General features: G+C 41.6%; 20 protein-coding genes and 6 tRNA genes. 17 read left to right on the plus strand and 9 right to left on the minus strand.

The window, feature by feature from the left end; all coding sequences use genetic code 11:
- Window positions 1-122: 122 nt before the first annotated feature.
- Together PZ638_RS15335 and PZ638_RS15340 are read right to left on the minus strand one after the other, a co-directional pair.
- Window positions 123-866, minus strand: coding sequence for a type 2 GTP cyclohydrolase I (locus PZ638_RS15335; RefSeq protein ID WP_164455885.1), 744 nt, complete (start codon window positions 864-866; stop codon window positions 123-125).
- 234 nt (window positions 867-1,100) lie between these two features.
- Window positions 1,101-1,307, minus strand: a complete 207-nt coding sequence (locus PZ638_RS15340) for a YbfA family protein (protein ID WP_036957942.1) — start codon at window positions 1,305-1,307, stop codon at window positions 1,101-1,103.
- A gap of 452 nt (window positions 1,308-1,759) precedes the next feature.
- Between PZ638_RS15340 and kdpF the strand changes: the two genes are divergently transcribed.
- The 7 genes from kdpF to PZ638_RS15370 all read left to right on the plus strand — a co-directional run bounded on the left by kdpF (window position 1,760) and on the right by PZ638_RS15370 (window position 10,126).
- Window positions 1,760-1,849: a K(+)-transporting ATPase subunit F gene (gene kdpF, locus PZ638_RS21235; RefSeq protein WP_071585860.1), complete on the plus strand. Its 90-nt coding sequence runs from the start codon at window positions 1,760-1,762 to the stop codon at window positions 1,847-1,849.
- A 1-nt stretch (window position 1,850) separates the two neighbouring features.
- On the plus strand, window positions 1,851-3,554 hold the full coding sequence (gene kdpA, locus PZ638_RS15345; protein ID WP_144140808.1) for a potassium-transporting ATPase subunit KdpA: 1,704 nt from the start codon (window positions 1,851-1,853) through the stop codon (window positions 3,552-3,554).
- 13 nt (window positions 3,555-3,567) lie between these two features.
- The gene (gene kdpB / locus PZ638_RS15350; RefSeq protein WP_272674779.1) at window positions 3,568-5,631 is read left to right on the plus strand and encodes a potassium-transporting ATPase subunit KdpB; all 2,064 of its coding nucleotides are present in this window, start codon (window positions 3,568-3,570) and stop codon (window positions 5,629-5,631) included.
- Between the two features lie 10 nt (window positions 5,632-5,641).
- Window positions 5,642-6,235, plus strand: coding sequence for a potassium-transporting ATPase subunit KdpC (gene kdpC / locus PZ638_RS15355; RefSeq protein ID WP_036957946.1), 594 nt, complete (start codon window positions 5,642-5,644; stop codon window positions 6,233-6,235).
- An 8-nt stretch (window positions 6,236-6,243) separates the two neighbouring features.
- A complete protein-coding gene (kdpD, locus tag PZ638_RS15360) occupies window positions 6,244-8,931 on the plus strand; it encodes a two-component system sensor histidine kinase KdpD (RefSeq protein WP_181489490.1) in 2,688 nt (895 codons plus the stop codon).
- A gap of 16 nt (window positions 8,932-8,947) precedes the next feature.
- Window positions 8,948-9,634, plus strand: coding sequence for a two-component system response regulator KdpE (gene kdpE / locus PZ638_RS15365; RefSeq protein WP_080544454.1), 687 nt, complete (start codon window positions 8,948-8,950; stop codon window positions 9,632-9,634).
- 96 nt (window positions 9,635-9,730) lie between these two features.
- Entirely contained in the window at window positions 9,731-10,126 is a 396-nt protein-coding gene (locus PZ638_RS15370; protein WP_004256937.1) for a DUF5329 family protein, read from the plus strand.
- A 208-nt stretch (window positions 10,127-10,334) separates the two neighbouring features.
- On the opposite strand, the gene glnS is transcribed toward PZ638_RS15370, so the two are convergent.
- The 6 genes from glnS to nagE form a co-directional block, all read right to left on the minus strand.
- The gene (gene glnS, locus PZ638_RS15375) at window positions 10,335-12,002 is read right to left on the minus strand and encodes a glutamine--tRNA ligase (RefSeq protein WP_144140804.1); all 1,668 of its coding nucleotides are present in this window, start codon (window positions 12,000-12,002) and stop codon (window positions 10,335-10,337) included.
- 168 nt (window positions 12,003-12,170) lie between these two features.
- Entirely contained in the window at window positions 12,171-12,986 is an 816-nt protein-coding gene (locus tag PZ638_RS15380; protein ID WP_004256943.1) for a sulfite exporter TauE/SafE family protein, read from the minus strand.
- Between the two features lie 212 nt (window positions 12,987-13,198).
- On the minus strand, window positions 13,199-13,969 hold the full coding sequence (locus PZ638_RS15385; protein WP_094961816.1) for an SEL1-like repeat protein: 771 nt from the start codon (window positions 13,967-13,969) through the stop codon (window positions 13,199-13,201).
- A gap of 195 nt (window positions 13,970-14,164) precedes the next feature.
- Window positions 14,165-14,419: a colicin E3-like toxin immunity protein gene (locus PZ638_RS15390; protein ID WP_004256948.1), complete on the minus strand. Its 255-nt coding sequence runs from the start codon at window positions 14,417-14,419 to the stop codon at window positions 14,165-14,167.
- A gap of 306 nt (window positions 14,420-14,725) precedes the next feature.
- Window positions 14,726-15,220 (minus strand): IS200/IS605 family transposase, encoded by a 495-nt coding sequence (tnpA, locus tag PZ638_RS15395; RefSeq protein WP_180312677.1) that lies wholly within the window; start codon window positions 15,218-15,220, stop codon window positions 14,726-14,728.
- Window positions 15,221-15,379: 159 nt separating this feature from the next.
- Window positions 15,380-17,407, minus strand: coding sequence for an N-acetylglucosamine-specific PTS transporter subunit IIBC (gene nagE / locus PZ638_RS15400; RefSeq protein WP_206277891.1), 2,028 nt, complete (start codon window positions 17,405-17,407; stop codon window positions 15,380-15,382).
- Between the two features lie 417 nt (window positions 17,408-17,824).
- On the opposite strand from nagE, the gene nagB reads away from it, so the two are divergent.
- From nagB to PZ638_RS15450, 10 genes are all read left to right on the plus strand, one after another.
- Window positions 17,825-18,628, plus strand: a complete 804-nt coding sequence (gene nagB / locus PZ638_RS15405; protein ID WP_004256954.1) for a glucosamine-6-phosphate deaminase — start codon at window positions 17,825-17,827, stop codon at window positions 18,626-18,628.
- 75 nt (window positions 18,629-18,703) lie between these two features.
- On the plus strand, window positions 18,704-19,867 hold the full coding sequence (nagA, locus tag PZ638_RS15410; protein ID WP_004256957.1) for an N-acetylglucosamine-6-phosphate deacetylase: 1,164 nt from the start codon (window positions 18,704-18,706) through the stop codon (window positions 19,865-19,867).
- Between the two features lie 11 nt (window positions 19,868-19,878).
- A complete protein-coding gene (nagC, locus tag PZ638_RS15415) occupies window positions 19,879-21,102 on the plus strand; it encodes a DNA-binding transcriptional regulator NagC (protein WP_094961813.1) in 1,224 nt (407 codons plus the stop codon).
- Between the two features lie 370 nt (window positions 21,103-21,472).
- A tRNA-Met gene (locus tag PZ638_RS15420) sits at window positions 21,473-21,549 on the plus strand.
- 7 nt (window positions 21,550-21,556) lie between these two features.
- Window positions 21,557-21,641, plus strand: a tRNA-Leu gene (locus PZ638_RS15425).
- Window positions 21,642-21,672: 31 nt separating this feature from the next.
- Window positions 21,673-21,747, plus strand: a tRNA-Gln gene (locus PZ638_RS15430).
- Between the two features lie 31 nt (window positions 21,748-21,778).
- A tRNA-Gln gene (locus tag PZ638_RS15435) sits at window positions 21,779-21,853 on the plus strand.
- Window positions 21,854-21,903: 50 nt separating this feature from the next.
- A tRNA-Met gene (locus tag PZ638_RS15440) sits at window positions 21,904-21,980 on the plus strand.
- A 10-nt stretch (window positions 21,981-21,990) separates the two neighbouring features.
- A tRNA-Gln gene (locus PZ638_RS15445) sits at window positions 21,991-22,065 on the plus strand.
- A gap of 546 nt (window positions 22,066-22,611) precedes the next feature.
- Window positions 22,612-23,967, plus strand: a complete 1,356-nt coding sequence (locus PZ638_RS15450) for a dicarboxylate/amino acid:cation symporter (RefSeq protein WP_036957950.1) — start codon at window positions 22,612-22,614, stop codon at window positions 23,965-23,967.
- Window positions 23,968-24,037: 70 nt separating this feature from the next.
- Here the strand turns inward: PZ638_RS15450 and ubiF are convergent, their stop codons facing one another.
- Window positions 24,038-25,225 (minus strand): 3-demethoxyubiquinol 3-hydroxylase, encoded by a 1,188-nt coding sequence (ubiF, locus tag PZ638_RS15455; RefSeq protein ID WP_206277451.1) that lies wholly within the window; start codon window positions 25,223-25,225, stop codon window positions 24,038-24,040.
- Window positions 25,226-25,232 lie beyond the last annotated feature (7 nt).

Below are 25,232 nucleotides of genomic sequence, written 5' to 3' on the forward strand. Positions count from 1 at the left end.
CTTCTATGCTTTTCGAATCACAGCTAGGCGGCAAGAGAGCGAAGCCCTAGGAGCATACATAAGTATGTGACTAGGGTTCGTGAATGCAGCCAACAACGCTGTGGTTTGAAAGGCGACGAAGATTAGGCAGGGTTATCGATATCGACAAACTCTGCATCTAACCCCTGCTCATCGACTAACCACTGAGTCAACGCCTTGATCCCATAACGCTCTGTTGCGTGATGCCCTGCACTGTAGAAATGGATACCCATTTCTCTTGCTATATGAATGGTTTGCTCGGAAACCTCCCCTGTTACAAAGGCATCTACGCCAAATTCTGCCGCTTGTAGGATGAAACCTTGCCCTCCACCTGTACACCATGCAATTTGGCGAATTTCTTCTTTTGCATTATCACCACAATGAAGAACTTTACGGCCAAGGCGAGTTTCTAAACGAGACGTTAATTCTGAAGGTGTAATAGGTTGATCAAAAAAACCAAATGGCATTAATGGGTCGATTTGGCCGTTCACCTGCACCCCCATAATATAAGCAAGCTGGGTATTATTACCTAACTGGTGATGTGCATCTAATGGGAGGTGATAACCATACAGGTTTATATCATTCGCTAATAATGTTTTTAAGCGATTTCTCTTCATGCCTTTGATAATGGCTGGCTCATTTTTCCAAAAATAGCCATGATGAACAATGACGGCATCAGCTTTCTTTTCAACAGCAACATCCAGCAATGCTTGGCAAGCTGTCACCCCTGTGATGATTTTATGTACATGGGGCCGCCCTTCAACTTGCAATCCATTCGGTGCAAAATCTTGGAACTCACTAACTTTCAATTCGTCATTAATGATTTCTTCTAATCTTAAATTATGCATTATGTTGTCCTTTTTACTGCACAGCTAAACGGTTTATCCACCAGTTTGAACGTAATTGACTGATAATCAATAAGCATAAACGGAAACATAATTTTTTTCTGTGTTATTTAGAACAAATCGAGGGCATTAATCGAGAAAAACCCAAGTGGATAGTAAATGCAAGTAAGAAAATAAAAAAACAAAACCCCCACAATTCAACATTGTAGGGGTTATTACTCGCCATTAAGTACTAAATTAGCGGTGACTTTCCAGCGTTGTCTCTGAACGTTCTAGCCAAACCGGTTTATCACTGGTTTTTGCCCAAACTTTATGTAAATGGCTATAAAACTTTGCTCTTTTTGGATAAAAAACCATAACCGGAAACGCAATAATGCCAGCTGTTACAGCAGCAGTGCGGCGTGCAAGTACCTGATTACGGGAATATTCGCGATATGTGGACATCGGTATCCTCCTTCAGTTGCCACTTTATTTGTCGATTCCAGCTTTGCTCTACCATTCCCCATTAACACACATTTCCCATTAACACAGTAGTAAAGAGCGACTAAAACCGAACAGATAATATGAAATATATTGACTGTAGATAGGATATCGCAAATTGTGTAATAAAACTACTCATCTGACCACTTAATGTGTAAATTTTTCTAAAAAATCTGTTCATTCCGTATTTTTATTACATTTTTTAACCAATAAATGTTTTATTTGTACATTTAAATTACAATTATTTAACAAGTAAATTAATAAAACCACACGCCACTTTCTCTATTAAGCACTCTCTTCTTGCTCGATAAATAACCATTTTTATACTTTTTTTACATCCTACCCGTGATTTTTATCAGCTTCTTTACAACGAACTCTTTAGCCTTATCTCATGGAAATAATAAGGAGAAAATACTGTGTCATTACTTTCCATTATTGGGGCAGTTCTCGTTGTTTTACTGCTGGCGTATCTGATTTATGCCCTGCTTAACGCGGAGGATTTCTGATATGACTACCACTACATTGCTATTTTTAGGTAGTTTTTTACTGATCTTATTCATCTTAGCAAAACCTTTAGGTAACGGTATTGCTCGGCTAATCGACAATGATATACCTCGTCGGTTAGCAAGCAGTGAGTCCTTACTTTGGCGCCTTGCTAGGGTCAAACAACCAGGGCGTGAAATGGCTGAGATGAATTGGCGACAATATGCCTTAGCGATTGTATTATTTAATCTTTTAGGCTTTGTTTTATTATTCGTTATTTTAATCTGCCAAGGCCGTTTGCCCCTTAACCCTCAACACTTTGAAGGGATGAGCTGGGACTTAGCCTTTAATACCGCGGTTAGTTTTGTTACTAATACTAACTGGCAAGCCTATAGCGGCGAAAATACATTAAGCTATTTAAGCCAAATGGCAGGGCTGACTGTACAAAACTTTCTTTCCGCAGCGACAGGCCTTGCTGTGGCCTTCGCAATTATTCGTGCTTTTTCACACCATGGCAGTAAAACTGTCGGTAATGCGTGGTTAGATATTTACCGCATTACTGTGTATTTGCTCTTCCCTTTAGCGATTATTTTTGCGCTATTTTTTGTCAGCCAAGGTGTGATCCAAAATTTTTCCAATTATTTACTTATTCATCCTTTAGATAGCAGTGAACAGCTATTACCGATGGGGCCAGTTGCGTCCCAAGAAGCAATAAAATTGCTCGGCACAAATGGTGGCGGGTTCTTCGGCTCTAATTCATCGCACCCTTTTGAAAACCCAACTGCACTGAGTAATTTTGTGCAAATGTTAGCGATTTTCCTAATCCCTACTGCACTTTGCTTTGCCTTTGGTCGTGTCGTTGGTAACAACAAGCAAGGCCATACCTTACTCTGGGTTATGGGGATCATTTTTGTGGTTGCTGCCATAGTCGTAGTTAAAGCGGAATATGTGGGAAACCCATTTTTAGCCGAACTGCATGCCACTAGCTCTGCCAATATGGAAGGAAAAGAGAGTCGTTTTGGGATTGTCGGCTCCGCTTTGTTTGCCGTCGTCACCACCGCAGCCTCTTGTGGAGCGGTTAACGCCATGCATGACTCCTTTACTGCAATGGGTGGAATGGTGCCGATGTGGTTAATGCAAATTGGTGAAGTGGTATTTGGCGGTGTCGGTTCCGGTTTATACGGCATGTTGCTGTTTGTGTTACTCGCCGTTTTCCTTGCTGGCTTGATGATTGGCCGTACACCTGAATACCTCGGTAAAAAAATCGAAGTTCGGGAAATGAAAATGGTCGCACTGGCGATTTTAGTCACCCCAACCTTAGTACTACTTGGTACAACTATTTCATTAATGACCGAAGCTGGGCGTGCAGGGATTTTAAATCCAGGCGCGCATGGGTTTAGTGAAGTGCTATATGCCTTTTCTTCTGCCGCCAATAATAATGGTAGCGCTTTTGCAGGGCTCAGCACGAATACGCCGTTCTACAATGTGCTACTTGCAATAGCCATGTTTATTGGTCGTTTTGGTGTGATCCTTCCCGTCTTAGCGATTGCAGGCTCAATGGCCAATAAAAAACCACAAGCCCAAAGCCATGCTACTTTACCCACAACAGGCCCTTTATTCATTGGGTTACTGATTTTCACTGTGCTTCTCATTGGTGCCCTAACCTTTGTACCAGCCCTTGCTTTAGGTCCAATTGCTGAACAATTACACATTGGTTTTGCGGGATGATAAGGAGGAAAATATGAACAATAAAAATATTAAATTATTCGATAATAAGCTAATCAAGCAGTCTATTTTTGAGTCTATCAAAAAATGCACCCCGCAAGCGCAATGGCGTAACCCAGTGATGTTTGTAGTCTTTATTGGCAGTATTATCACTACGTTACTTTGGTTAGCCATGGTAATGGATTACACACTAGGTAGTGCTTGGTTCAGTGGAATGATCACCCTTTGGCTGTGGTTTACGGTTATTTTTGCCAACTTTGCGGAAGCACTCGCTGAAGGGCGTAGCAAAGCACAAGCCCAAAGCTTAAAAGGCGTAAAGCAACAAAGTAGCGCAACGCGTTTAGCGTCTGCTTCGCTGGATGCCAATCAAGAAATAGTGAATTCAGATCAGTTACGTAAAGGCGATATTGTGTTGATCCGTGCTGGAGATACCATTCCTTGCGATGGGGAAGTCATCGAAGGCGGCGCCTCTGTGGATGAAAGCGCAATTACAGGGGAATCAGCTCCAGTGATCCGTGAATCTGGTGGTGATTTTTCCTCTGTAACAGGGGGAACTCGCGTACTTTCCGATTGGCTGATCGTGGAATGTACGGTCAACCCCGGTGAAACCTTCTTAGATAGAATGATTTCCATGGTTGAAGGTGCGCAACGCCGTAAAACACCCAATGAAATCGCACTCACCATTTTGTTAACTGCATTAACGATCATTTTCGTCCTTGTCTGTGCAACTTTGTACCCCTTTACCTCTTTTGCCGCAGATTATGCCGGTGCTGGCGATGCAGTTTCTATTTTAGTGTTGATTGCCCTATTAGTTTGTTTAATCCCAACCACCATTGGTGGCTTGCTTTCGTCTATCGGTGTAGCAGGGATGAGCCGCATGCTAGGAGCCAATGTTATTGCCACCAGCGGGCGTGCCGTAGAAGCTGCGGGAGACGTTGACGTTCTATTACTCGATAAAACAGGGACAATTACACTGGGAAACCGCCAAGCCTCCGAGTTTTTACCGCTAACGGGTATCACTGAACAGCAACTGGCTGATGCAGCACAATTATCTTCTTTAGCCGATGAAACACCAGAAGGCCGCAGTATTGTGATACTGGCAAAACAAAAATTCAATTTACGTGAAAGAGATATTCATGCCCTGAATGCGACTTTTGTTCCTTTTTCTGCAATGACGCGTATGAGTGGAGTCAATATTGGCGAACGGATGATCCGCAAAGGCTCTGCGGATGCGATCCGTCGTTATATTGAAGCTAACCACGGTAAATTCCCAGTAGAAGCCGATCAACTGGTCGAAAAAGTTGCTCATTTGGGAGGAACCCCACTCGTTGTCGTTGATAACCAAACTGTATTAGGGGTTGTGGCACTCAAAGATATCGTTAAAGGTGGAATGAAAGAGCGTTTTGCTCAAATGCGCAGTATGGGCATAAAGACCGTGATGATCACGGGAGATAACCATTTAACCGCCGCTGCTATTGCGGCAGAGGCTGGGGTTGATGATTTCCTTGCTGAAGCCACACCGGAAGCCAAACTGGCGTTGATCCGCCAATATCAATCTGAAGGCCGCTTAGTTGCCATGACAGGTGACGGCACCAACGATGCGCCAGCACTGGCGCAAGCGGATGTCGCAGTGGCAATGAACTCTGGCACCCAAGCGGCAAAAGAAGCCGGTAACATGGTTGATTTAGACTCTAACCCAACCAAATTAATCGAAGTCGTGCATATTGGTAAACAAATGTTGATGACTCGCGGCTCATTAACCACCTTCAGTATTGCCAATGATATTGCTAAATATTTTGCCATTATCCCTGCAGCTTTTGCGGTGACATGGCCACAATTAAATGCATTAAATATTATGCAATTACATTCACCTGCGTCCGCTATCCTTTCTGCGGTTATCTTCAACGCATTGATTATTATCTTCTTGATCCCTTTAGCCATTAAAGGTGTCCATTATCGCCCAATGAGTTCCCAATCATTATTGCAACGTAATTTAGGCATTTATGGCTTAGGCGGGTTAATTGTGCCATTCGTTGGGATCAAACTGATTGATCTGCTTATTAGTTTTTTTGGAATATAAGGAGTTGATTATGAATATGATCCGTTCGTCGATTATCATGTTACTAGTACTCACCATTTTTACCGGTATTGCTTACCCATTAATGGTAACTGGTCTCGCTAACATCTTTTTTCCATGGCAGGCTCACGGCTCTCTACTTATGCAAGATGAACGTACTGTTGGCTCAGCCTTGATCGGGCAAAATGTGGGTGATGTCCGCTATTTTCACGGTCGCCCCTCTGCGACGGTTGATAGCCCCTACAACGCATTAGCTTCTGGCGGAAGTAATTTAGCGGTCAGTAACCCGTTATTACAACAAACGATGATTGAGCGTAACGAACAACTGCGCGCAGCAAACCCCGATGCAGATAACGCCACCCCAGTGGATTTACTCACGGCGTCTGCCAGCGGCTTAGACCCCAATATTTCTATTGATGCAGCATTATACCAAGCTCCACGCATTGCAAAAAGCAGGCAAATTCCTTTGGATGCGGTAAAATCATTGATAGAAACACATACTGAACAGGCGCTGTTACCCTTTTTAGGCGAATCAGTCATTAATGTGCTAAAACTGAACCTAGCACTTGATGAATATCAACAACAAATAAACAGTCAAACTCACTAGGGGCTGTGATGAACAATCAGGAACCTATTCGCCCTAACCCCGATGAACTCTTGGTCAAAGCCAATGAAATTGGGCGTGGCAAATTAAAGATTTTTTTCGGTGCCTGTGCAGGTGTTGGAAAAACGTATGCCATGCTGCAAGAAGCGCAAAGGCTTAGAGCCCAAGGGCTAGATGTTCTGGTTGGCGTGGTAGAAACCCATGAAAGAGAAGAAACAGCCGCGTTACTTGACGGCCTTTCTCTGTTACCACCCAGACGCATTACCCATCACGGCCGCCGCCTAAATGGCTTCGATATTGATGCTGCAATTGCTAGGCATCCTGCCATAATTTTAATGGATGAATTAGCATTTAGTAATCCTAATGGCAGCCGACACCCTAAACGTTGGCAAGATGTCGAAGAGTTACTTGATGCTGGAATTGATGTACTGACGACCATCAACGTTCAGCACATTGAAAGCCTGAATGATATTGTTGGAAGCATTACAGGTATTCGAGTCCGTGAAACGGTTCCAGACCATATTTTTGATGCCGCTGACGAAGTGGTGTTAGTCGACCTTCCCCCTGACGACCTACGGCAACGTCTTAAAGAAGGTAAGGTATACATACCAGGGCAAGCCGAACGCGCCATTGAGCATTTTTTCCGCAAAGGAAATTTAATTGCACTTCGTGAACTCGCACTTCGTCGCACTGCCGACCGAGTTGATGACCAAATGCGTGAATTTCGTGGCGGTAAAGGCCAAGCGCCCGTATGGCACACTCGCGATGGGCTATTGTTATGCGTTGGCCATAATACGGGAAATGAAAAGTTAGTTCGTACCGCGGCTCGGCTTGCCGCAAAATTCGGTAGTGTCTGGCATGCTGTTTATGTTGAAACCCCTTCGCTTCATCAGCTACCTGAAACACAGCGTAGAGCTATCTTAAAAGCATTGCGACTTGCTCAAGACTTAGGGGCAGAAACAGCGACCTTATCAGATCCTTCTGAAGAAAAAGCCATATTGCGTTACGCACGAGAACATAATTTAGGGAAGATATTAATTGGCCGACGTAATAAAACAAATAAATGGTTTAAGTTCAATTTACGCCCCGGTTTTGCCGATCGCCTAGGTAAGCTCGGCCCAGATCTAGACCTAGTGATCGTCGCACTTGAAGAAAAAAGTGAGTGGGACAAAGAACCCGAAAGAAAACCGTTCTCTGAAAAATGGCGATCGGATATGAATGGCTATTTAATGGCCATTGTGATGTGCGCCGCTATCACCTTATTTTCACGTACCTTTTTATTGGCCCTCGATAAAGCCAACCTCGTGACACTCTATCTATTAGGTGTCGTGTTAATCGCATTATTTTATGGTCGACGCCCCTCTGTCTTTGCCGCCTTGGTTAACGTGATCAGTTTTGACCTGTTCTTTGTTCAACCCCATTTTTCCCTTGCTATCATGGATATGCAATATTTAGTCACTTTTACGGTGATGCTAATTGTTGGGGTTGTTGTGGGGAATTTAACTGCGGGTATGCGCTACCAAGCTCGTATTGCTCGGTATCGCGAACAACGGACCCGTCATTTATATGAAATGACAAAAGAATTAGGCCAAGCCATCACCACTGATGATATTGGAAAAACAGGGTACCATTTTCTCAATAATGCCTTCCAAGCCAAAAGTTGCTTATTATTACCTGATGAGGATGGGCAATTAACACCGTTGCAATGTGATGGCTACACGGCAATGCAAATTGATAAAGCCATTGCTAAGTGGAGTTTTGATAAACGCCAGCCAGCCGGTGCTGGTACGGATACTTTGCCAAGTGTTCCTTATCAATTACAACCTATCACTACTGCCGACCAAACCCTTGCCGTTCTTGCCATTGAGCCAAGAAACATGCGCCAGTTATTGATCCCAGAGCAGCAACGCATGCTGCAAACCTTTACGGGGCTGATTGCAAGCTCGCTTGCTCGTCTACAATTGACCAAACAAGCTGAATTAGCCAAATTAAACATTGAACGTGAACAACTGAGAAACTCGTTACTTGCCGCACTTTCCCATGATCTAAAAACGCCACTTACCGTTTTGTTCGGGCAAACTGAAATTTTAATGTTGAACTTATCAGCGGAAAATTCACCATTAACAGAGCAAGTCAACCAAATGCGCCAACAAGTACTAAGCACCTCTCGCTTAGTTAATAATTTACTGGATATGGCTCGTTTGCAATCTGGCAGCATTCAACCCAACTTAGCGTGGGAATCACTACAAGAAATTACCAGTAGTGCCGTTAGAACCTTAGATTACACCTTACACAGTCACCCTTTAGAGATTGATATTCCAGCAGATTTATTGCTTTATTGTGATGCCAATTTGATTGAACGAGTGCTAATCAATCTCTTAGAAAATGCCGTAAAATATAGCAATAACAATACCCCGATTGGTATTCGAGCCGCAGTTGAAGGGCAAAAAATTCATATTGAAATATGGGATGCCAGCAATGCGATCCCAAACGGGCAAGAAAAAACCATTTTTGATAAATTTTCTCGGGCACAAAAAGAATCAGCAATCCCAGGCGTTGGCTTAGGGCTTGCCATTTGTCGTGCCATTATTCAATTGCATGAAGGCGAAATTTGGGCGCAAAACAATAATAAAGGTGGAGCCAGTTTCCATTTTGTTTTACCTTTAAAGCAACTGCCTGATATTGAGGCAGAGATATAGAAGGACCCTCGATATTGTGAGTACTAACCATCAAATACTGGTTATTGAAGATGAAAAAGAAATCCGTCGCTTTGTTCGTTTAGCGTTGGAGGGTGAAGGCTGGAAAGTGTTTGAAGCCGAAAATTACCACCGCGGCCTAATCGAATCGGGTACTCGGCAACCTGATTTATTGATTTTAGACCTTGGCTTGCCCGATGGTGATGGGCTTGATTTAATTCGTGACCTACGTCAGTGGAGCAGTATTCCGATTATTGTTTTATCCGCTCGCGAAGAAGAATCACAGAAAGTGGCTGCATTGGATGCAGGCGCTGATGACTACCTCACAAAACCCTTTGGGATTAGCGAATTACTGGCTCGTGTTAGGGTTGCTTTACGGCGTTTCGGCAAATCCACCCAAGAAAACTCAAAATGCCAGTTTGGGGATATCACTATCGATTTTATTAATCGAATTGTTACCAAGCAAGGTGAAGAGCTCCACCTTACCCCGATTGAGTTCCGTTTACTCAGTGAACTCGTGGCTAATAGCGGTAAAGTATTAACTCAACGGCATTTATTACTGCAAGTTTGGGGGCCTAATTATGTGGAACATAATCATTACTTACGCATCTATATGGGCCACCTACGGCAAAAATTGGAAAATGACCCTGCTCGCCCTATTCACTTATTAACCGAAACAGGGATTGGTTATCGGTTTATGCCCTAATGGATTACCATTCATTGAATTCTAGGAATCTTACCGATAGTTTAAATTAAAAGGCTGCCTATAATTTACTCACCTTTTTTCTATGGAGAGAAATTCGTGCAGTCACTCACAGCCCAACTATCAAACCGTTTTTCATCTGCTTTAGTACTTTTTTTAAGCGTTTTTGTTACCACCCAAGCACTTGCGCTAAGCCCTGAAGAAAAAGTTCGTACTGAATCATTACTAGCAGAGCTTGGTAAGCAACAGAACCTTACTTTTACTCGTAACGGAACTGAACATTCTGCTGCCGACGCAGAATCTCACTTACGTTTAAAACTACGTAAAACAGAAAAACGTCTCAAAACTACAGAACAATTTATTGATAATGTTGCCTCAAAATCGTCCATTACTGGCGAAGAGTACCAAGTCAAAGATGCACAAGGTAATGTGATCCCAGCCAATAAATATTTGCATGGTTTACTGAAAGACAAAGTGGATAACAAATCTGAGTAAATTCTGTAGGTTCTGTTGATTACTATAAAAAACGCTGGCAAATAAATGTCAGCGTTTTTTTGTTCTAATATTCGATCTAGCCCCTAAATAATTTGTACCACAGGTAGGCGGCAAATTAAGTTATCCCGTGAGCATACATAAGTATGTGACTCGGGTAACTTAATGAAGCCAATACCCCTGTGGCACAAAGAATGACAGGGACATCAAGTTAAGAGTTCTCAATCTTAGCCCAAGTATCACGCAACCCCACCGTCCGATTAAAGACTAAATGATCTGCACTACTTAGCTTATTATCCGCGCAGAAATACCCTTCACGCTCAAACTGATACGCTTTTTCTGCCTCTGCATTTTTCAGGCTTGGCTCAACAAAACCATGACGAATAATTAACGATTCAGGATTGATAACGGATAAGAAATCGTCTTCTGCACCTGGGTTTGGCACAGTGAATAAACGGTCATACAGACGAATTTCTGCAGGTAATGCATGCGCTACGCTAACCCAATGAATAACGCCTTTCACTTTACGGCCATCTGCTGGATCTTTATTTAATGTGCCTGCATCATAAGTACAGTAAATGGTTGTAATATTACCATCCGCATCTTTTTCAACACGCTCTGCTTTAATGATATATGCATTACGCAAACGAACTTCTTTGCCTAATACTAAACGCTTATATTGGCGATTTGCTTCTTCACGGAAGTCCGCACGGTCAATATAAATTTCGTTACTAAATGGCACTTGGCGCGTTCCCATCTCCGGTTTATTTGGATGGTTTGGCGCTGTTAAAATCTCTTCACCAGCAGGCATGTTTTCAATGACAACACGAACTGGGTCGATAACCGCCATAGCACGTGGTGCTGACTCATTTAGATCATCACGAATACAGGACTCTAAAGAGGCCATTTCGACGTTGTTATCTTGCTTCGTCACACCAATACGTTGGCAAAATTCACGAATAGATGCTGCGGTATAACCACGACGACGCAAACCTGAAATGGTTAACATCCGTGGGTCATCCCAACCATTTACGTGTTTTTCGGTCACTAATTGGTTCAGTTTACGCTTAGACATCACCGTATATTCCAGATTCAGACGAGAAAACTCATACTGACGAGGGTGACAGTCAATCGTGATATTATCTAAAACCCAATCATATAAACGGCGATTGTCTTGGAATTCTAAGGTACATAAAGAGTGAGTAATGCCTTCTAATGCATCAGAAATACAATGCGTGAAGTCATACATTGGATAAATACACCATTTATTGCCAGATTGGTGATGTTCCGCAAATTTAATACGATATAAAACTGGGTCGCGCATCACCATAAATGGCGAAGCCATATCGATTTTCGCGCGTAAACACGCTTTTCCTTCTTCGAAGCCGCCCGCACGCATTTTTTCGAATAGTGCTAAGTTGTCTTCAATTAGGCGCTCACGGTATGGGCTATTTTTACCAGGCTCTTTGAGTGTCCCACGATATTCGCGAATTTCGTCTGGGCTGAGCTCATCAACGTAAGCTAAGCCTTTTTTGATCAACTCGATCGCGTATTGATACAAAGTATCAAAGTAGTCAGAGGAATAACGAACATCGCCGCTCCACTCAAAACCAAGCCATTTAACGTCTTCTTGAATAGAGTTAACGTATTCGACATCTTCTTTTACAGGATTTGTATCATCAAAACGTAAGTTACATTGGCCCTGATAATCCTTGGCAATGCCAAAATTCAAGCAGATTGATTTCGCATGACCAATATGTAAATAGCCATTCGGTTCAGGTGGAAAACGCGTATGCACTGACGTGTGTTTTCCAGTCGCCAGATCTTCATCTATGATCTGACGGATAAAATTTGTTGGGCGAGCATCTGCCTCATTCATTGTCATCATTCCTCAATGCCAAAAGCGCGCAAAAGCGTATAGTAATTAAATATATTCTACCATAATCAATCAGGAAACAACCGTTTGATTGCGCCAAGTGCAGCAAAAGCGATGATCAGAAGGAATTTAGGGTAAAAACCTCATCTTTACCCACCGATATACGCGATTCTAAGCCAGTATCATGACGGCTAAAACGACGAGTAACAGTAACGGATAGCTTTGGGCATGACGTTTATCGCTCAGGTAAGGCATTAATAAAGAAGCAAAACGGATCCCTAACCACGATGTCACAATTAAAATTAATGCCCCTTTGATATAGATCATCCCCAGAAACCCTGCTCCGAGATCAATGTGCTTATCAATAGCGAAATAAAAATAGGTTAATGTGCCCGTGATTGCCATTGGTAATGTCAATGGGTTCGCAAATGCGGCTGCTTGGATCATACTGGCACCACGGCGCCGCATTAGTGGAACAGTCATCACACTGCCGCCAACACCTAAAAATGCCGCCACCGCACCAATCACCACGCCAATCGGGGTATCGGCAAAAATACCGCCACGGGAGGCTTGTATACCTATAGATTCTGTTTTCATAAAACCGGGACGAATAAAGCAATCTAAAATAGTGATAATTAAATAACCAATAAATATCCAACGAATTAATGCACTATCTACGGATAGCGCCACTATTGCCCCTAGAATTCCGCCAATTGAAATAGGGATAATAAAAGGGCGAATAATTGGCCAACTCAGGTTGCCTTTAAGGTAATGAGCACGACTCGAAAGCGTCGATGAAAAGATCATCACACAGGTTGATGTTGCCACCGCAATTTGCATTGCCACACTGCCTGCATCGCTTTGCGGCCCCCACACTAAGGTAATCAAGGCATATAACAGTGGAACCGTAATAAAACCGCCACCGAAGCCGAATAGTGCGGTGGTGATCCCCGAAATAAAGCCAAATAAACACAGAAGCAGTTCCACAGATAACCCCTCTCAGTAATTGAGAAAATATTTTATCGATGAAAAAAGCCCCTTGCTTATGCAAATTTGACAACCTTGTTTGAGATTTCGCCAATGTTATTAACAAATGCAACTTTTTTAACACAGAAAATTAAAGTATTCTTTGTACTATACTTTTAACTTATTATTTATAATGACCTTTCACACTAGTCATAAAATAAAACTTTACTAAATCAACCAATCGCATCTTTCTCTTTCTGATTTCCTCTATGTTTTTTTAGGTATGTTTCTATTTGTTTTTCTACTTTATCATTACATTCTTTAACCCAAATACGATTATTAGGATCCTGTTGTTTACATTTATCACCCTCATTTGATATTTTGAGTAAATCAACATAGGTATCAAAATTCTTGAGGTAATATGCATCTTGCCCCTTTGGATTATCTCTTGCTACCATTTCTAAGTAGTATTTTGCTTTATTAAAGTCCTGAGGGATCCCGCCGAGTCCATGTAAATAAATCGTCGAAAGATTTTTTCCTGCTACAAGTACCTTATTACCATAAAGGTGATAAGCGCGTTTATAATATAAAATTGCTTCTGACATATTTTTTTTCGAGCCTTCATTACCATGCTGATGGTTTACCCCTGTAAATAACAGAGCTAACCCATTATTAGAATTAATTTCTAATACTCTCTTCAAAAAGAAATTTGCCAGTGCACACTCTTCTTTTGCAGCTTTCACATTATGTAAATGCTTAAAATCGGTGCAACCAATTCTGAAAAAAGAAAATAAGGCATAATTATCATCTTCATTATTGTTTTTTAATGCCCGATGATATAACTCAACCACTTGTTGTTGGTTTTTGGGATAAGGAACTCGCTTAGGTAGGTCTGGATCATAACGAAGTTCTGTTTCATTATATTCAATGGTATATAGACGATCCCTCACAGTTGGAATTAAAGGAGGATTTATATTTCCCCCCCAAGTTGGAGTCCCGATCATGAACGCTCCTATAACGATAAACCATGAAATCAACCTCACGAAATTTCTCCTAAATCATAAGCCGAGAGTGAAGTTATAAGTATTTCACTAATTCAGTAATATTACATATTTCTTATGTTTTTGTTTTAGATAAATATTAATTTGTATAAAACAAGTAAATTAAATTATTTACTAATAATTTATAAATATAGATAATTACCATTCATCTCGATAATCGAATGAAACTTGATAATCATATTTACTAAATTCAATGTTATGTTTTATATGATTTTGAAGATTAGAAACCCAGTCAGAAACCATATCAAAACAACCATTATTAATAATATTTTCCTCAGGATTAATGGTTTCCTCTATAATGCTATCATTATCGCCTAGATCTAGAGAATACTCTTCACCAACATATTCCTCTGTTTGTTTATCAAACCAAACCAAATGAATTTTTAATCCCATTTCTTTCTCCTTATAGATACTTTTTTATAATTATTTTAGGCGCTTTAATTTTAATTATTCGCGTATTTTAGAAAAAACACCTCCCCACAAAGCTAACAATTAATTATATTTTCTTTATAAACTAAACTCAATTGATAGTGATTATCATTATTTGTTATACCCTGTATGATTATCTTTTTCTTATTTAACCACCATAAAATAAATATCCTCCGGCATAGCCGGAGGTTTTTAATATGCGCCTATAAGGCTTTGTTACCAGCCGCGCCCTAACAGGCGCATAACGGCCCTGACATTTGCATCTATGGATTACTTACGGCCCGTAAACGGGCTGCCCGGATAGGGGATCGACAATTGCTCTCCCAATTTATCCTGTTCTAACTGATGTTTTATATATTCTTGTATTCGTTTCGTATTCTTTCCTACCGTATCAACATAGTACCCTCTGCACCAAAACTCTCTATTTCGATATTTAAACTTTAAATCCCCAAATTGCTCATAAAGCATTAGGCTACTTTTTCCTTTTAAATACCCCATAAAGCTCGAAACACTCATCTTGGGTGGGATTTCTAGAAGCATGTGTATATGGTCAACACAACATTCTGCCTCCACTATCCTGACATTTTTCCACTCACACAATTTCCTTAAAATACTACCTATCGCCCTACGTTTTTCACCGTAGAAAACTTGCCTTCTATACTTTGGGGCAAAAACAATGTGATATTTACAATTCCATCGTGTATGCGCTAAGCTCTTTTCGTCCCCATTGGGACCCCCTTTTGATTTTTTGTTTGACTCTTGCAGTTGCCAGACCGCAAGGTGTTTTAACAAATCAAAAGGGGTTTTAATATCTTATTCAAAGCTGAAAGCTTTACGGAACCCCCAGCCTAGCTGGGGGTTTTCTATGCACAACAAAAGGGTGGCCTAAGCCACCCTCTTACTAACTTATAATATTAAACTGAACTATTTCAGAACATTATAAATAACCGTTTCGCCTGCTTTTACTTCACCGTCAACTAAAATCTCGACGCCAGCAAAATCATCGATATTACTAATGATGACAGGGCTAATCATTGATTTGGCATTAGCTTCAAGGAACGCGAGGTCGAGGTTCAGAATTGGTGTTCCAGCAGTCACTTCCGCACCTTCTTCCACTAAACGTGCACAACCTTCACCTTTCAGTGCAACAGTATCAATACCCATATGAACTATGAGCTCAACACCGTTTTCTGTTTCAAGGCAGAATGCGTGGTTAGTTTCGAAAATTTTCACCACCGTACCTGATGCCGGCGCTAGCACTTCGCTGCTTGTTGGTTTGATGGCAATACCATCGCCCACAATGCGGCTAGAAAACGCTTCATCTGGCACATCGTCAAGGGAGAACACTTGACCACTGACTGGCGCAACCAGAGATAAAATCACATTACCTTTTGTTTTCGCAGGCTCTGCGGCTTTTTTCTCTTCTGGTGCAGCTACCGGAGCAGCTCCTGCGATAGGGCCTTTTGCAATCACTTCAGTCATCGCTTTTGCCACCAATTCAGCACGTGTACCGACAATCACTTGCACATTTTGTTTGCTTAAGCGGATAACACCTGAAGCGCCTAAACGTTTTGTCATGGCGTCATTAACAATCGCTGAATCTTTAACGCCTAAACGTAAACGTGTAATACAGGCATCAATACTGACGATGTTGTCACTACCACCAACCGCTGCAACATATTGGCGAGCTTCTTTTTGAATATCGCTGTCACTGTTATCGGCAGGACTAATGCTTTCGTCATAACCATCAATCGTTTCATCACCTGCGCTCTCTTCACGGCCTGGTGTTAACAGGTTGAATTTACGGATCATGAAACGGAAAATGACATAATAAATGCAGAAGAAGACTAAACCTTGGACAATCAACATATACCACTGAACGGCTAATGGGTTACGTGACTGCAATAGCATATCGACTAAACCTGCGCTGAAGCCGAATCCGGAGATCCACTCCATCGTCGCTGCAATATAAACAGAGATACCCGTTAATAATGCGTGGATTACGTACAGAATTGGTGCCACGAACATGAAAGAGAATTCGAGTGGTTCAGTGATACCTGTAAAGAATGCCGCAAACGCACCGGCAATCATAATACCAGCAACTTTCGCTTTATTTTCTGGACGTGCGCAGTGGTAAATCGCTAATGCCGCGCCCGGCAGACCAAACATCATAATTGGGAAGAAACCAGCTTGGTAGCGACCTGTAATACCTACCGTTGCCAGACCTGCATCAATTGACTTAGCGCCGCCTAAGAAGTTTGGAATATCATTGATTCCTGCAACGTCAAACCAGAACACCGAATTGAGTGCGTGATGCAGACCGACAGGAATTAATAAACGGTTGAAGAAGGCGTAAATACCCGCACCCACAGAACCTAAGTCTTTAATGCTTTCACCGAAAGAGACTAAACCGTTGTAAACCACCGGCCAGACATACATCAGTATGAAGGCTAAGATGATCATTAAGAACGAGGTCAAAATCGGTACGAGACGACGGCCGCTAAAGAAAGACAACGCTTTGGGTAGCTCTACGCCACTATAACGGTTGTACAATTCAGCTGATAGAACCCCAACTAAGATACCCACGAACTGGTTATTAATTTTACCGAATGCCGCAGGAACGCTTTCCAGCGGAACATTCATGATCATGGAATAAGATGCAGGCGAACACAGTGTTGTCACCACTAAAAAGCCGACAAAACCGGTCAGTGCAGCCGCACCGTCCTTATCTTTTGACATCCCATAAGCAACACCAATAGCAAATAGCACGGACATATTATCGATAATAGCCGCACCCGATTTAATCAGTAACGCCGCGATTGCACTATTGGCTCCCCAACCATCTGGGTCAATCCAATAGCCAATCCCCATCAGGATTGCTGCGGCTGGTAGTACAGCAACTGGCACCATAAGTGCCCTACCAATCCGCTGTAAGTAGCTAAGAATATTCACAAACTCCCCCTTTATCGCCCTATTTTTGCCCCATTTACGGGATCTTATTGTTCACACACCTAAATCATAATTTAGGTTATTGAGAGTATCAATTTTATAGTCTAAATTAATTGTTTCGCGATGCAAAATAAATAGGTTCGATTTGTGATAAATGTCAACGAAAGAGTTACCGATATGACTAAATTACTAGCTATTATCGAAAACTTATTTTATGATTAAAAATAACTTATTTATGTTATTAACCTGTATATTCTCAGCGCGTTTAAAATGCAGGTGTAGCCGTTAAAACGGCACTGTGTACCAACACCAGCGCGTAATAAATTTGTAGTATAACGAGTATTCCTATATCTAATGAATAACATCAGGGATACATATATACATGAAAGATTTCACAGACTTATTAGAGGTAATTGAGACATGAGGCTAATTCCACTTAACAATGCGCATGATGTCGGCATTTGGTCCGCACAGTATATTGCTGACAAAATTAACGCATTCAACCCAACTGCTGATCGCCCTTTCGTTCTTGGGTTACCAACAGGCGGCACTCCTCTTGCCACTTATAAGGCATTGATTGCTTTATATAACGCAGGAAAAGTCAGTTTTAAGCATGTGGTAACATTTAATATGGATGAGTATATTGGTATTCCCGCTAATCATCCTCAAAGCTATCACACATTTATGCATGATAATTTCTTTAACCACATCGACATTCAAGCGCAAAATATCAATTTACTGAATGGTAATGCCCCTGATGTTGATGCGGAATGCCAACGTTATGAAGATAAAATTAAATCTTACGGCAAAATTAATTTATTTATGGGCGGCGTAGGTAACGACGGTCACATTGCTTTTAATGAACCCGGTTCTTCATTGAACTCTCGTACCCGCATTAAGACATTAACACCAGAAACGCGCCAAGCTAACTCACGTTTCTTTGATAATGATATCAATCAAGTACCAAAATTCGCTTTAACTGTGGGTGTAGCCACATTAATGGATGCTGAAGAGTTAATGGTACTCGCTACGGGTGCGAATAAAGCGAACGCAGTTCATGCAGCAGTTGAAGGTTCAATTAACCATATGTGGACAGTGAGCTGCGTGCAAATGCACCCAAAAGCACTGGTCGTTTGTGATGAACCAGCAACACTCGAATTAAAAGTTAAAACGCTTAAATATTTCAAACAGCTAGAATCTGAAATTATTGAAAAGTTTAACTAAGATTATGTTTATCAATCACCCGGTCAGCGAAGGCTGATCGGTGACCCACCTTCCAGAGGTCAGGAGTTTTAAGCCATGTATGCATTAACAAATTGCATTATTTATACAGGTCATGAAAGACTGGATAACCATGCGGTCGTCATTGATGGTGAAATCATCAAAGATGTTTGTCCTGTCTCTGAATTACCTTCCCATATTCCACAGCATGACCTACAAGGTGCAATCTTATCCGCTGGGTTTATTGACCTGCAAGTCAACGGCTGTGGTGGTGTCCAATTCAATGATAATAAAGAAAATGTCACATTGAAGAATTTGGATATCATGCAAAAAGCCAATGAGCGTACAGGGTGTACCAGTTACCTGCCAACGCTGATTACTTGCTCTGACGAATTAATGAAGCATGGTATTGAGGTCATGACAGAGTACTTAAAAGACCACAAGAACCAAGCTCTAGGACTTCATTTAGAAGGCCCATATATTAATGTTATCAAAAAAGGTACGCATAACCCTGAATTTATCCGCCAACCATCCGCTCAGATGATTGATTATTTAGCCGCTCATGCAGACGCTATCACTAAAATTACTTTAGCGCCTGAAATGGTAGAACTTGATTACATTCACCAATTGAAAGATTCCGGCATTGTTATTTCTGCTGGACATTCAAATGCGACGTATGAAGAAGCCAAACTGGGTTTTAAAGCCGGAATTCGCTTTTCAACGCACCTTTTTAACGCCATGCCATATATTTCAGGCCGTGGCCCAGGTTTAGTTGGCGCTATTTATGACACTCCTGAAGTATATGCGGGAATTATCGCTGATGGCTTGCATGTCCAGTGGGCAAACATTCGTAATAGCAAACACTTAAAAGGTGATAAATTAATTTTAGTGACTGATGCCACAGCGCCCGCAGGAATAGATCCTCAAACTGGTGAAATGGATCATTTTATCTTCGCAGGTAAAACCATATACTACCGCGATGGATTATGTGTAGATGAAAATGGCACACTCAGCGGCTCATCACTCACAATGATAGAAGCAGTGAGAAACAGTGTAGAGTACGTGGGTATCCCATTAGATGAAACACTGAGAATGGCAACGCTCTACCCCGCAAGAGCCATCGGAGTTGATGAGACCTTAGGGTCTATTGCTCCGGGTAAAATTGCGAATTTAACCGCGTTTAACCACGACTTCGACGTCCTTGCAACCTATGTTAACGGAGCCGAAGTCTACAAAAAATGAGTAACTAGCTAATGAATCAAAGCCACTCGCTGAAGCAAATTGGTAATATTGATCTCGTCAAACAACTAAATAGCGCTGTCGTCTATAGTTTAATTGACCAACATGGCCCGATATCAAGAATTCAAATCGCGGAGCAAAGCCAACTTGCCCCAGCCAGTGTGACTAAAATCACTCGCCAGTTACTCGAACGTGGTTTAATTAAAGAAGTTGACCAACAGGCCTCCACTGGGGGCCGTCGTGCTATATCTATTGTTTCTGAGCACAAAAATTTTCATACGATTGGCGTCCGCTTAGGCCGCTATGATGCCACCATCGCCTTATACGACTTAGGTGGCAAAATGATCGTCGATGCTCATTACCCTATCACAGAGCCTTCTCAGCAAGCCGTAGAACAAAAACTGATTGCTGCCCTTGAAGACTTTATCGAACACAATCAGAAACGCTTAAAAGAGTTGATCGCGATTTCTATTATTCTCCCTGGGTTAGTTAACCCAAACAGTGGTATTGTTTACTACATGCCGCATATCAAGGTCGATAATTGGCATCTCATCGACAACTTGCAAGCACACTTTAAAATTACCTGTTACGCAGGGCACGATATTCGCAGCCTAGCCCTCGCTGAGAGCTATTTTGGTGCAACTCGTGATTGCGAAGACTCACTGCTCGTTCGTATCCACAGAGGCGCAGGGGCAGGCTTAGTCATCAATAAAGAGATATTGCTCAACCACCGAGGTAACCTCGGAGAAATCGGCCATATCCAAGTTGACCCCCTTGGCGAACTTTGCCACTGTGGTAATTTTGGTTGTTTAGAAACCATTGCCTCAAACCAAGCGATTGAAGCCCGCGTAAAACAGCGTTTAGAACAAGGCTATTCAAGTTCCCTTACATTGGAAATTTGTACGATTTCCCATATTTGCCAAGCCGCTAATAAGGGAGACCCACTTGCTACGGAAGTTATCCAACACGTTGGTCGGCAAATCGGTAAAGCGATTGCAATCTCTATAAACTTATTTAACCCTGAAAAAGTCGTTATTGCAGGGGATATCACGGAAGCAGAACAAATTCTGATACCCGCGATTCAAAGCTGTATTGACACACAAGCCTTAAAAGGATTTAGGGACAATCTCCCCATTGTTACATCGCAGTTGGTTCATAATTCGGCAATAGGCGCTTTCGCACTCACTAAACGTGCGATGCTTAATGGTGAATTATTACAAAAATTGTTTGAAAGCTAATTTTTGGAGTTATTTTCTTTAAAGCAGGTTGAGATACCTGCTTTTTTATTAGCTATAAACTGAATTCTTCGTTTCATGAGTCATTTTTAAAACACTTCACACTCTTTCAGCTATCCTCCTCTTACAAATTCTTGGACTCTTTCGATGTTTTATTTCGCTTCATCACCAAATTACATTTATCTAGCAGGTAAGACAAAAGTGATTTTTTTCAAATATGGGCTTGTTTTTTGCTGGCTTTATCGACAAAATGATTATTCATCAAACAAACAGACACATTTTCTGAAAAATAGTGCAAAAAGCTGTTGACTGTCGTGTCTGTAATTAGCATAATGCGCCCCGCAACGCCGACGAAGGTTATGCAAAAAAAGATGGCTATGTAGCTCAGCTGGTTAGAGCACAACACTCATAATGTTGGGGTCACAGGTTCGAATCCCGTCATAGCCACCATTATTTTGCGGGAGTGGCGAAATTGGTAGACGCACCAGATTTAGGTTCTGGCGCCGCAAGGTGTGCAAGTTCAAGTCTTGTCTCCCGCACCATTTTCCTTCTCGGTAGCATTGAATTTAAGATTGGGGTATCGCCAAGCGGTAAGGCACCAGGTTTTGATCCTGGCATTCCCAGGTTCGAATCCTGGTACCCCAGCCATCTTAAAACAATCAATAGTAGAATTCCCGGATGGGGTATCGCCAAGCGGTAAGGCACCAGGTTTTGATCCTGGCATTCCCAGGTTCGAATCCTGGTACCCCAGCCATCTACTATCCTACCTATAGTTGCACAATTCATTTTAAAGAAATCATATATGGCTATGTAGCTCAGTTGGTTAGAGCACAACACTCATAATGTTGGGGTCACAGGTTCGAATCCCGTCGTAGCTACCATTTCTTTTGTTGGGGTATCGCCAAGCGGTAAGGCACCAGGTTTTGATCCTGGCATTCCCAGGTTCGAATCCTGGTACCCCAGCCATTCTCTTTTCAACATCGCTTAAATTAACTCCCTGCTCTATCTTACTATGCTTAGGCAGTCTTAATTTTACTTATCGATTTTATTGATAAATTAAATAAAAAATAACAAATTAGCAGATAACTCCATTTTTTAAGCAGTAAAGTATCCCTCTCTACTGTTTTCTATATTTACATCCCTATTTTTAGTTTAAATGATTACTTTTTGGTCATTTGCTTATTTATTTAATCCTAATATTACCGATTAACCAATAGCTTAATCGTTTAAAGTGATGTTAAAGCAACATTTACCTCATAAAATTTACGTTTGCATAACTTTTCTATCAAATGTGTGACTTCAATCATTTCTATATAACCATCGAAAGTGGTAATCTGCGCTCGAATTGTAGTTAGGTATGATTATTACCAGTTAAATTATTATCAACCTCTGGTACTAATAAACTCAGTCCCTTCTTCCATTCCAACTAAATTAGTTCTCAGAAACTCTAATAAAAGTTTTAAACCTAATAATTATAAATTGCCAAACGCAACATTTTTACAGAGAAAATTTATGCGAAACATGATAAAGCAACCCATATATAAGATCTTATATGTTCAGGTGATCGTAGCCATCGTTCTGGGTATAGCACTTGGCCACTTTTTTCCCGACATTGGAGAGTCATTAAAACCGCTTGGTGATGCATTCATCAAAATCGTTAAAATGATTATCGCGCCAGTTATCTTCTTAACGGTTGTCACTGGTATTTCAGGCATGTCAAACATGAAGGCAGTGGGCAGTGTCGCAGGTAAAGCGATGTTGTACTTCATCACTTTTTCAACCATTGCATTAATTATTGGTCTTATTATTGCCAATATCATTCGCCCAGGCTCTGGCCTGAATATTGACCCTGCAACCTTAGACAGCACTAAAGTTGCTACTTACGTTGAAAAAGCCCACGAGTCTTCAATTGTTGGCTTTTTGATGAATATCATCCCCGATACCGTCATTAGTCCATTAGTAAATGGAAATATTCTGCAAGTTCTATTTATTGCGGTTATTTTTGGGTTAGCGCTAGCTGCAACGGGTAAACACGGCGAGCCTATCGTTAAGTTACTGCAAAACTTTTCTGAACCTGTGTTCAAAATGGTTGCGATGCTCATGAAACTCGCGCCTATTGGGGCATTTGGGGCAATGGCCTTTACCATTGGTAAGTATGGGATTTCATCTATTGGCAACTTAATGATGCTGATAATGACTTTCTACATTACATCCGTTCTATTTGTGTTGTTAGTGTTAGGAGCAGTTGCTAAGTACAACGGTTTCTCCATCATTGCGCTAATTAAATATATCAAAGACGAGCTCTGGTTAGTTTTAGGTACCTCTTCTTCCGAAGCCGCACTGCCAAGCTTAATGCGCAAAATGGAGCATGCAGGGTGTGAAAAATCAGTTGTCGGGTTAGTTATCCCAACAGGTTATTCATTCAATCTTGATGGTACGAATATTTATATGACCATGGCTGCATTATTCATTGCTCAAGCTACCAATATTGAATTGACGATTTGGGAGCAAATTTCGCTGTTGCTCGTTGCAATGATTAGCTCTAAAGGTGCTGCTGGCGTTACTGGTGCGGGTTTCATTACATTAGCGGCAACCTTAATGGTTGTTCCAAGTATTCCTGTTGCAGGTATGGCCTTAATCCTTGGTATTGACCGCTTTATGTCTGAATGCCGTGCTTTAACTAACTTAGTGGGTAACGCGTGTGCGTGTATCGTTGTTGCACGTTGGGAAAAAGAACTGGATACCGAAAAACTGGCTCATGCGTTTTCAGCAAAAAATGAAACATTGGATTCTGTGATTACTGAAGATGACAGCATCAATACAGACACAAGTAATATTCAACCGGTTGATTTAGCTAATAATAAATAGCACTAACTTCTTCACTTAATAATAAATAGGCCGCTAATTAGCAGCCTATTTATTATATTCAAGATAATTTCTATAAACCTAACGCATACTTCAACGCCAGCTTTTTCGCTTCTCCAGCACGCTGTGCCGCCATCAACCCAAGATTCCTAAATATTTTTAATCCTGGTAAGTTTTCACTAAATGCCATGTAAAAAACATCCATCCCAGCTTGCATAATTAAATTATCAGGCAAACGACGTCGTTGGTAACGTTTCAATACATCAAGGGAACTCCAAGGTTGTATATATTCACGCGCGTAAATTACTTCTTTCAAAAGAGCATCAACATCTCGATAGCCTAAATTCACACCCTGCCCCGCTAATGGGTTGATAGTATGGGCTGCATCGCCAATCAATGCTAACCCATCCATCACATAGCGGCTTGCATGATGACGAGTCAGTGGAAATGCCCCTGACGCAATTGCGATAACAGGCCCTAAACGTTCAGGAAAGGCTTCGGATATTGCTCCCGTCAATTGTTCCATTGACATACCTTGTAAACGTCTAATCTTTGCGGGACTGTCATACCAGACTAATGAGGCCCAATTATCATACAGAGGTAAAAATGCCCTTGGCCCTGATGGAAAAAACTGCTGCCATGTTTTATCTTGCTGAGGTTGCTGTGTTTGAATGCTAATCAACATACATGACTGGCGATATTGCCAGCCGCGGCTACCAATTCCTGCCATTGTACGGACTTGCGAATTAGCGCCATCGGCTCCGACCACAAGCTTAGCTTGTAAAGTACGGCCATCATCTAATGCTAACATCCATTCTTTTTGCTGCTTAGGTTGGTATAAATTGATGAGTTTCGCCGGGCAAACAAGGTCTAGATTGCTGTATTTTTCACATTCTTGCCATAACGCAAGCTGTAGTACTCTGTTTTCTACCATAAACCCAAGTTCAGGTAGCCCAAGGCTTTTAGCATCAAAAATCACATTGCTATCTGGTTCTTCCCATGTTTCTAACTGGCGATATGGGGCACTTCGCATTGCCTTAACATGTTGCCAAGCCCCTAATTGCTCCAACAATTCAACAGAAGCGCGGCTAATCGCAGAAATACGAACATCAGGGGCACTTTGTGGGTCAAAGGCCACAGGTTGTGCTTTTTCAAGCAAAGCAACTCGCATGCCTTCTTGAGCAAAGCCCAATGCTGCTGCCGCGCCAGTCATACCCGCACCAACGACGACAACATCATAAGATTCGATTAATTTATTCATACGTTCG

This window comes from Providencia hangzhouensis (assembly GCF_029193595.2).
Taxonomy (GTDB): domain Bacteria; phylum Pseudomonadota; class Gammaproteobacteria; order Enterobacterales; family Enterobacteriaceae; genus Providencia; species Providencia hangzhouensis.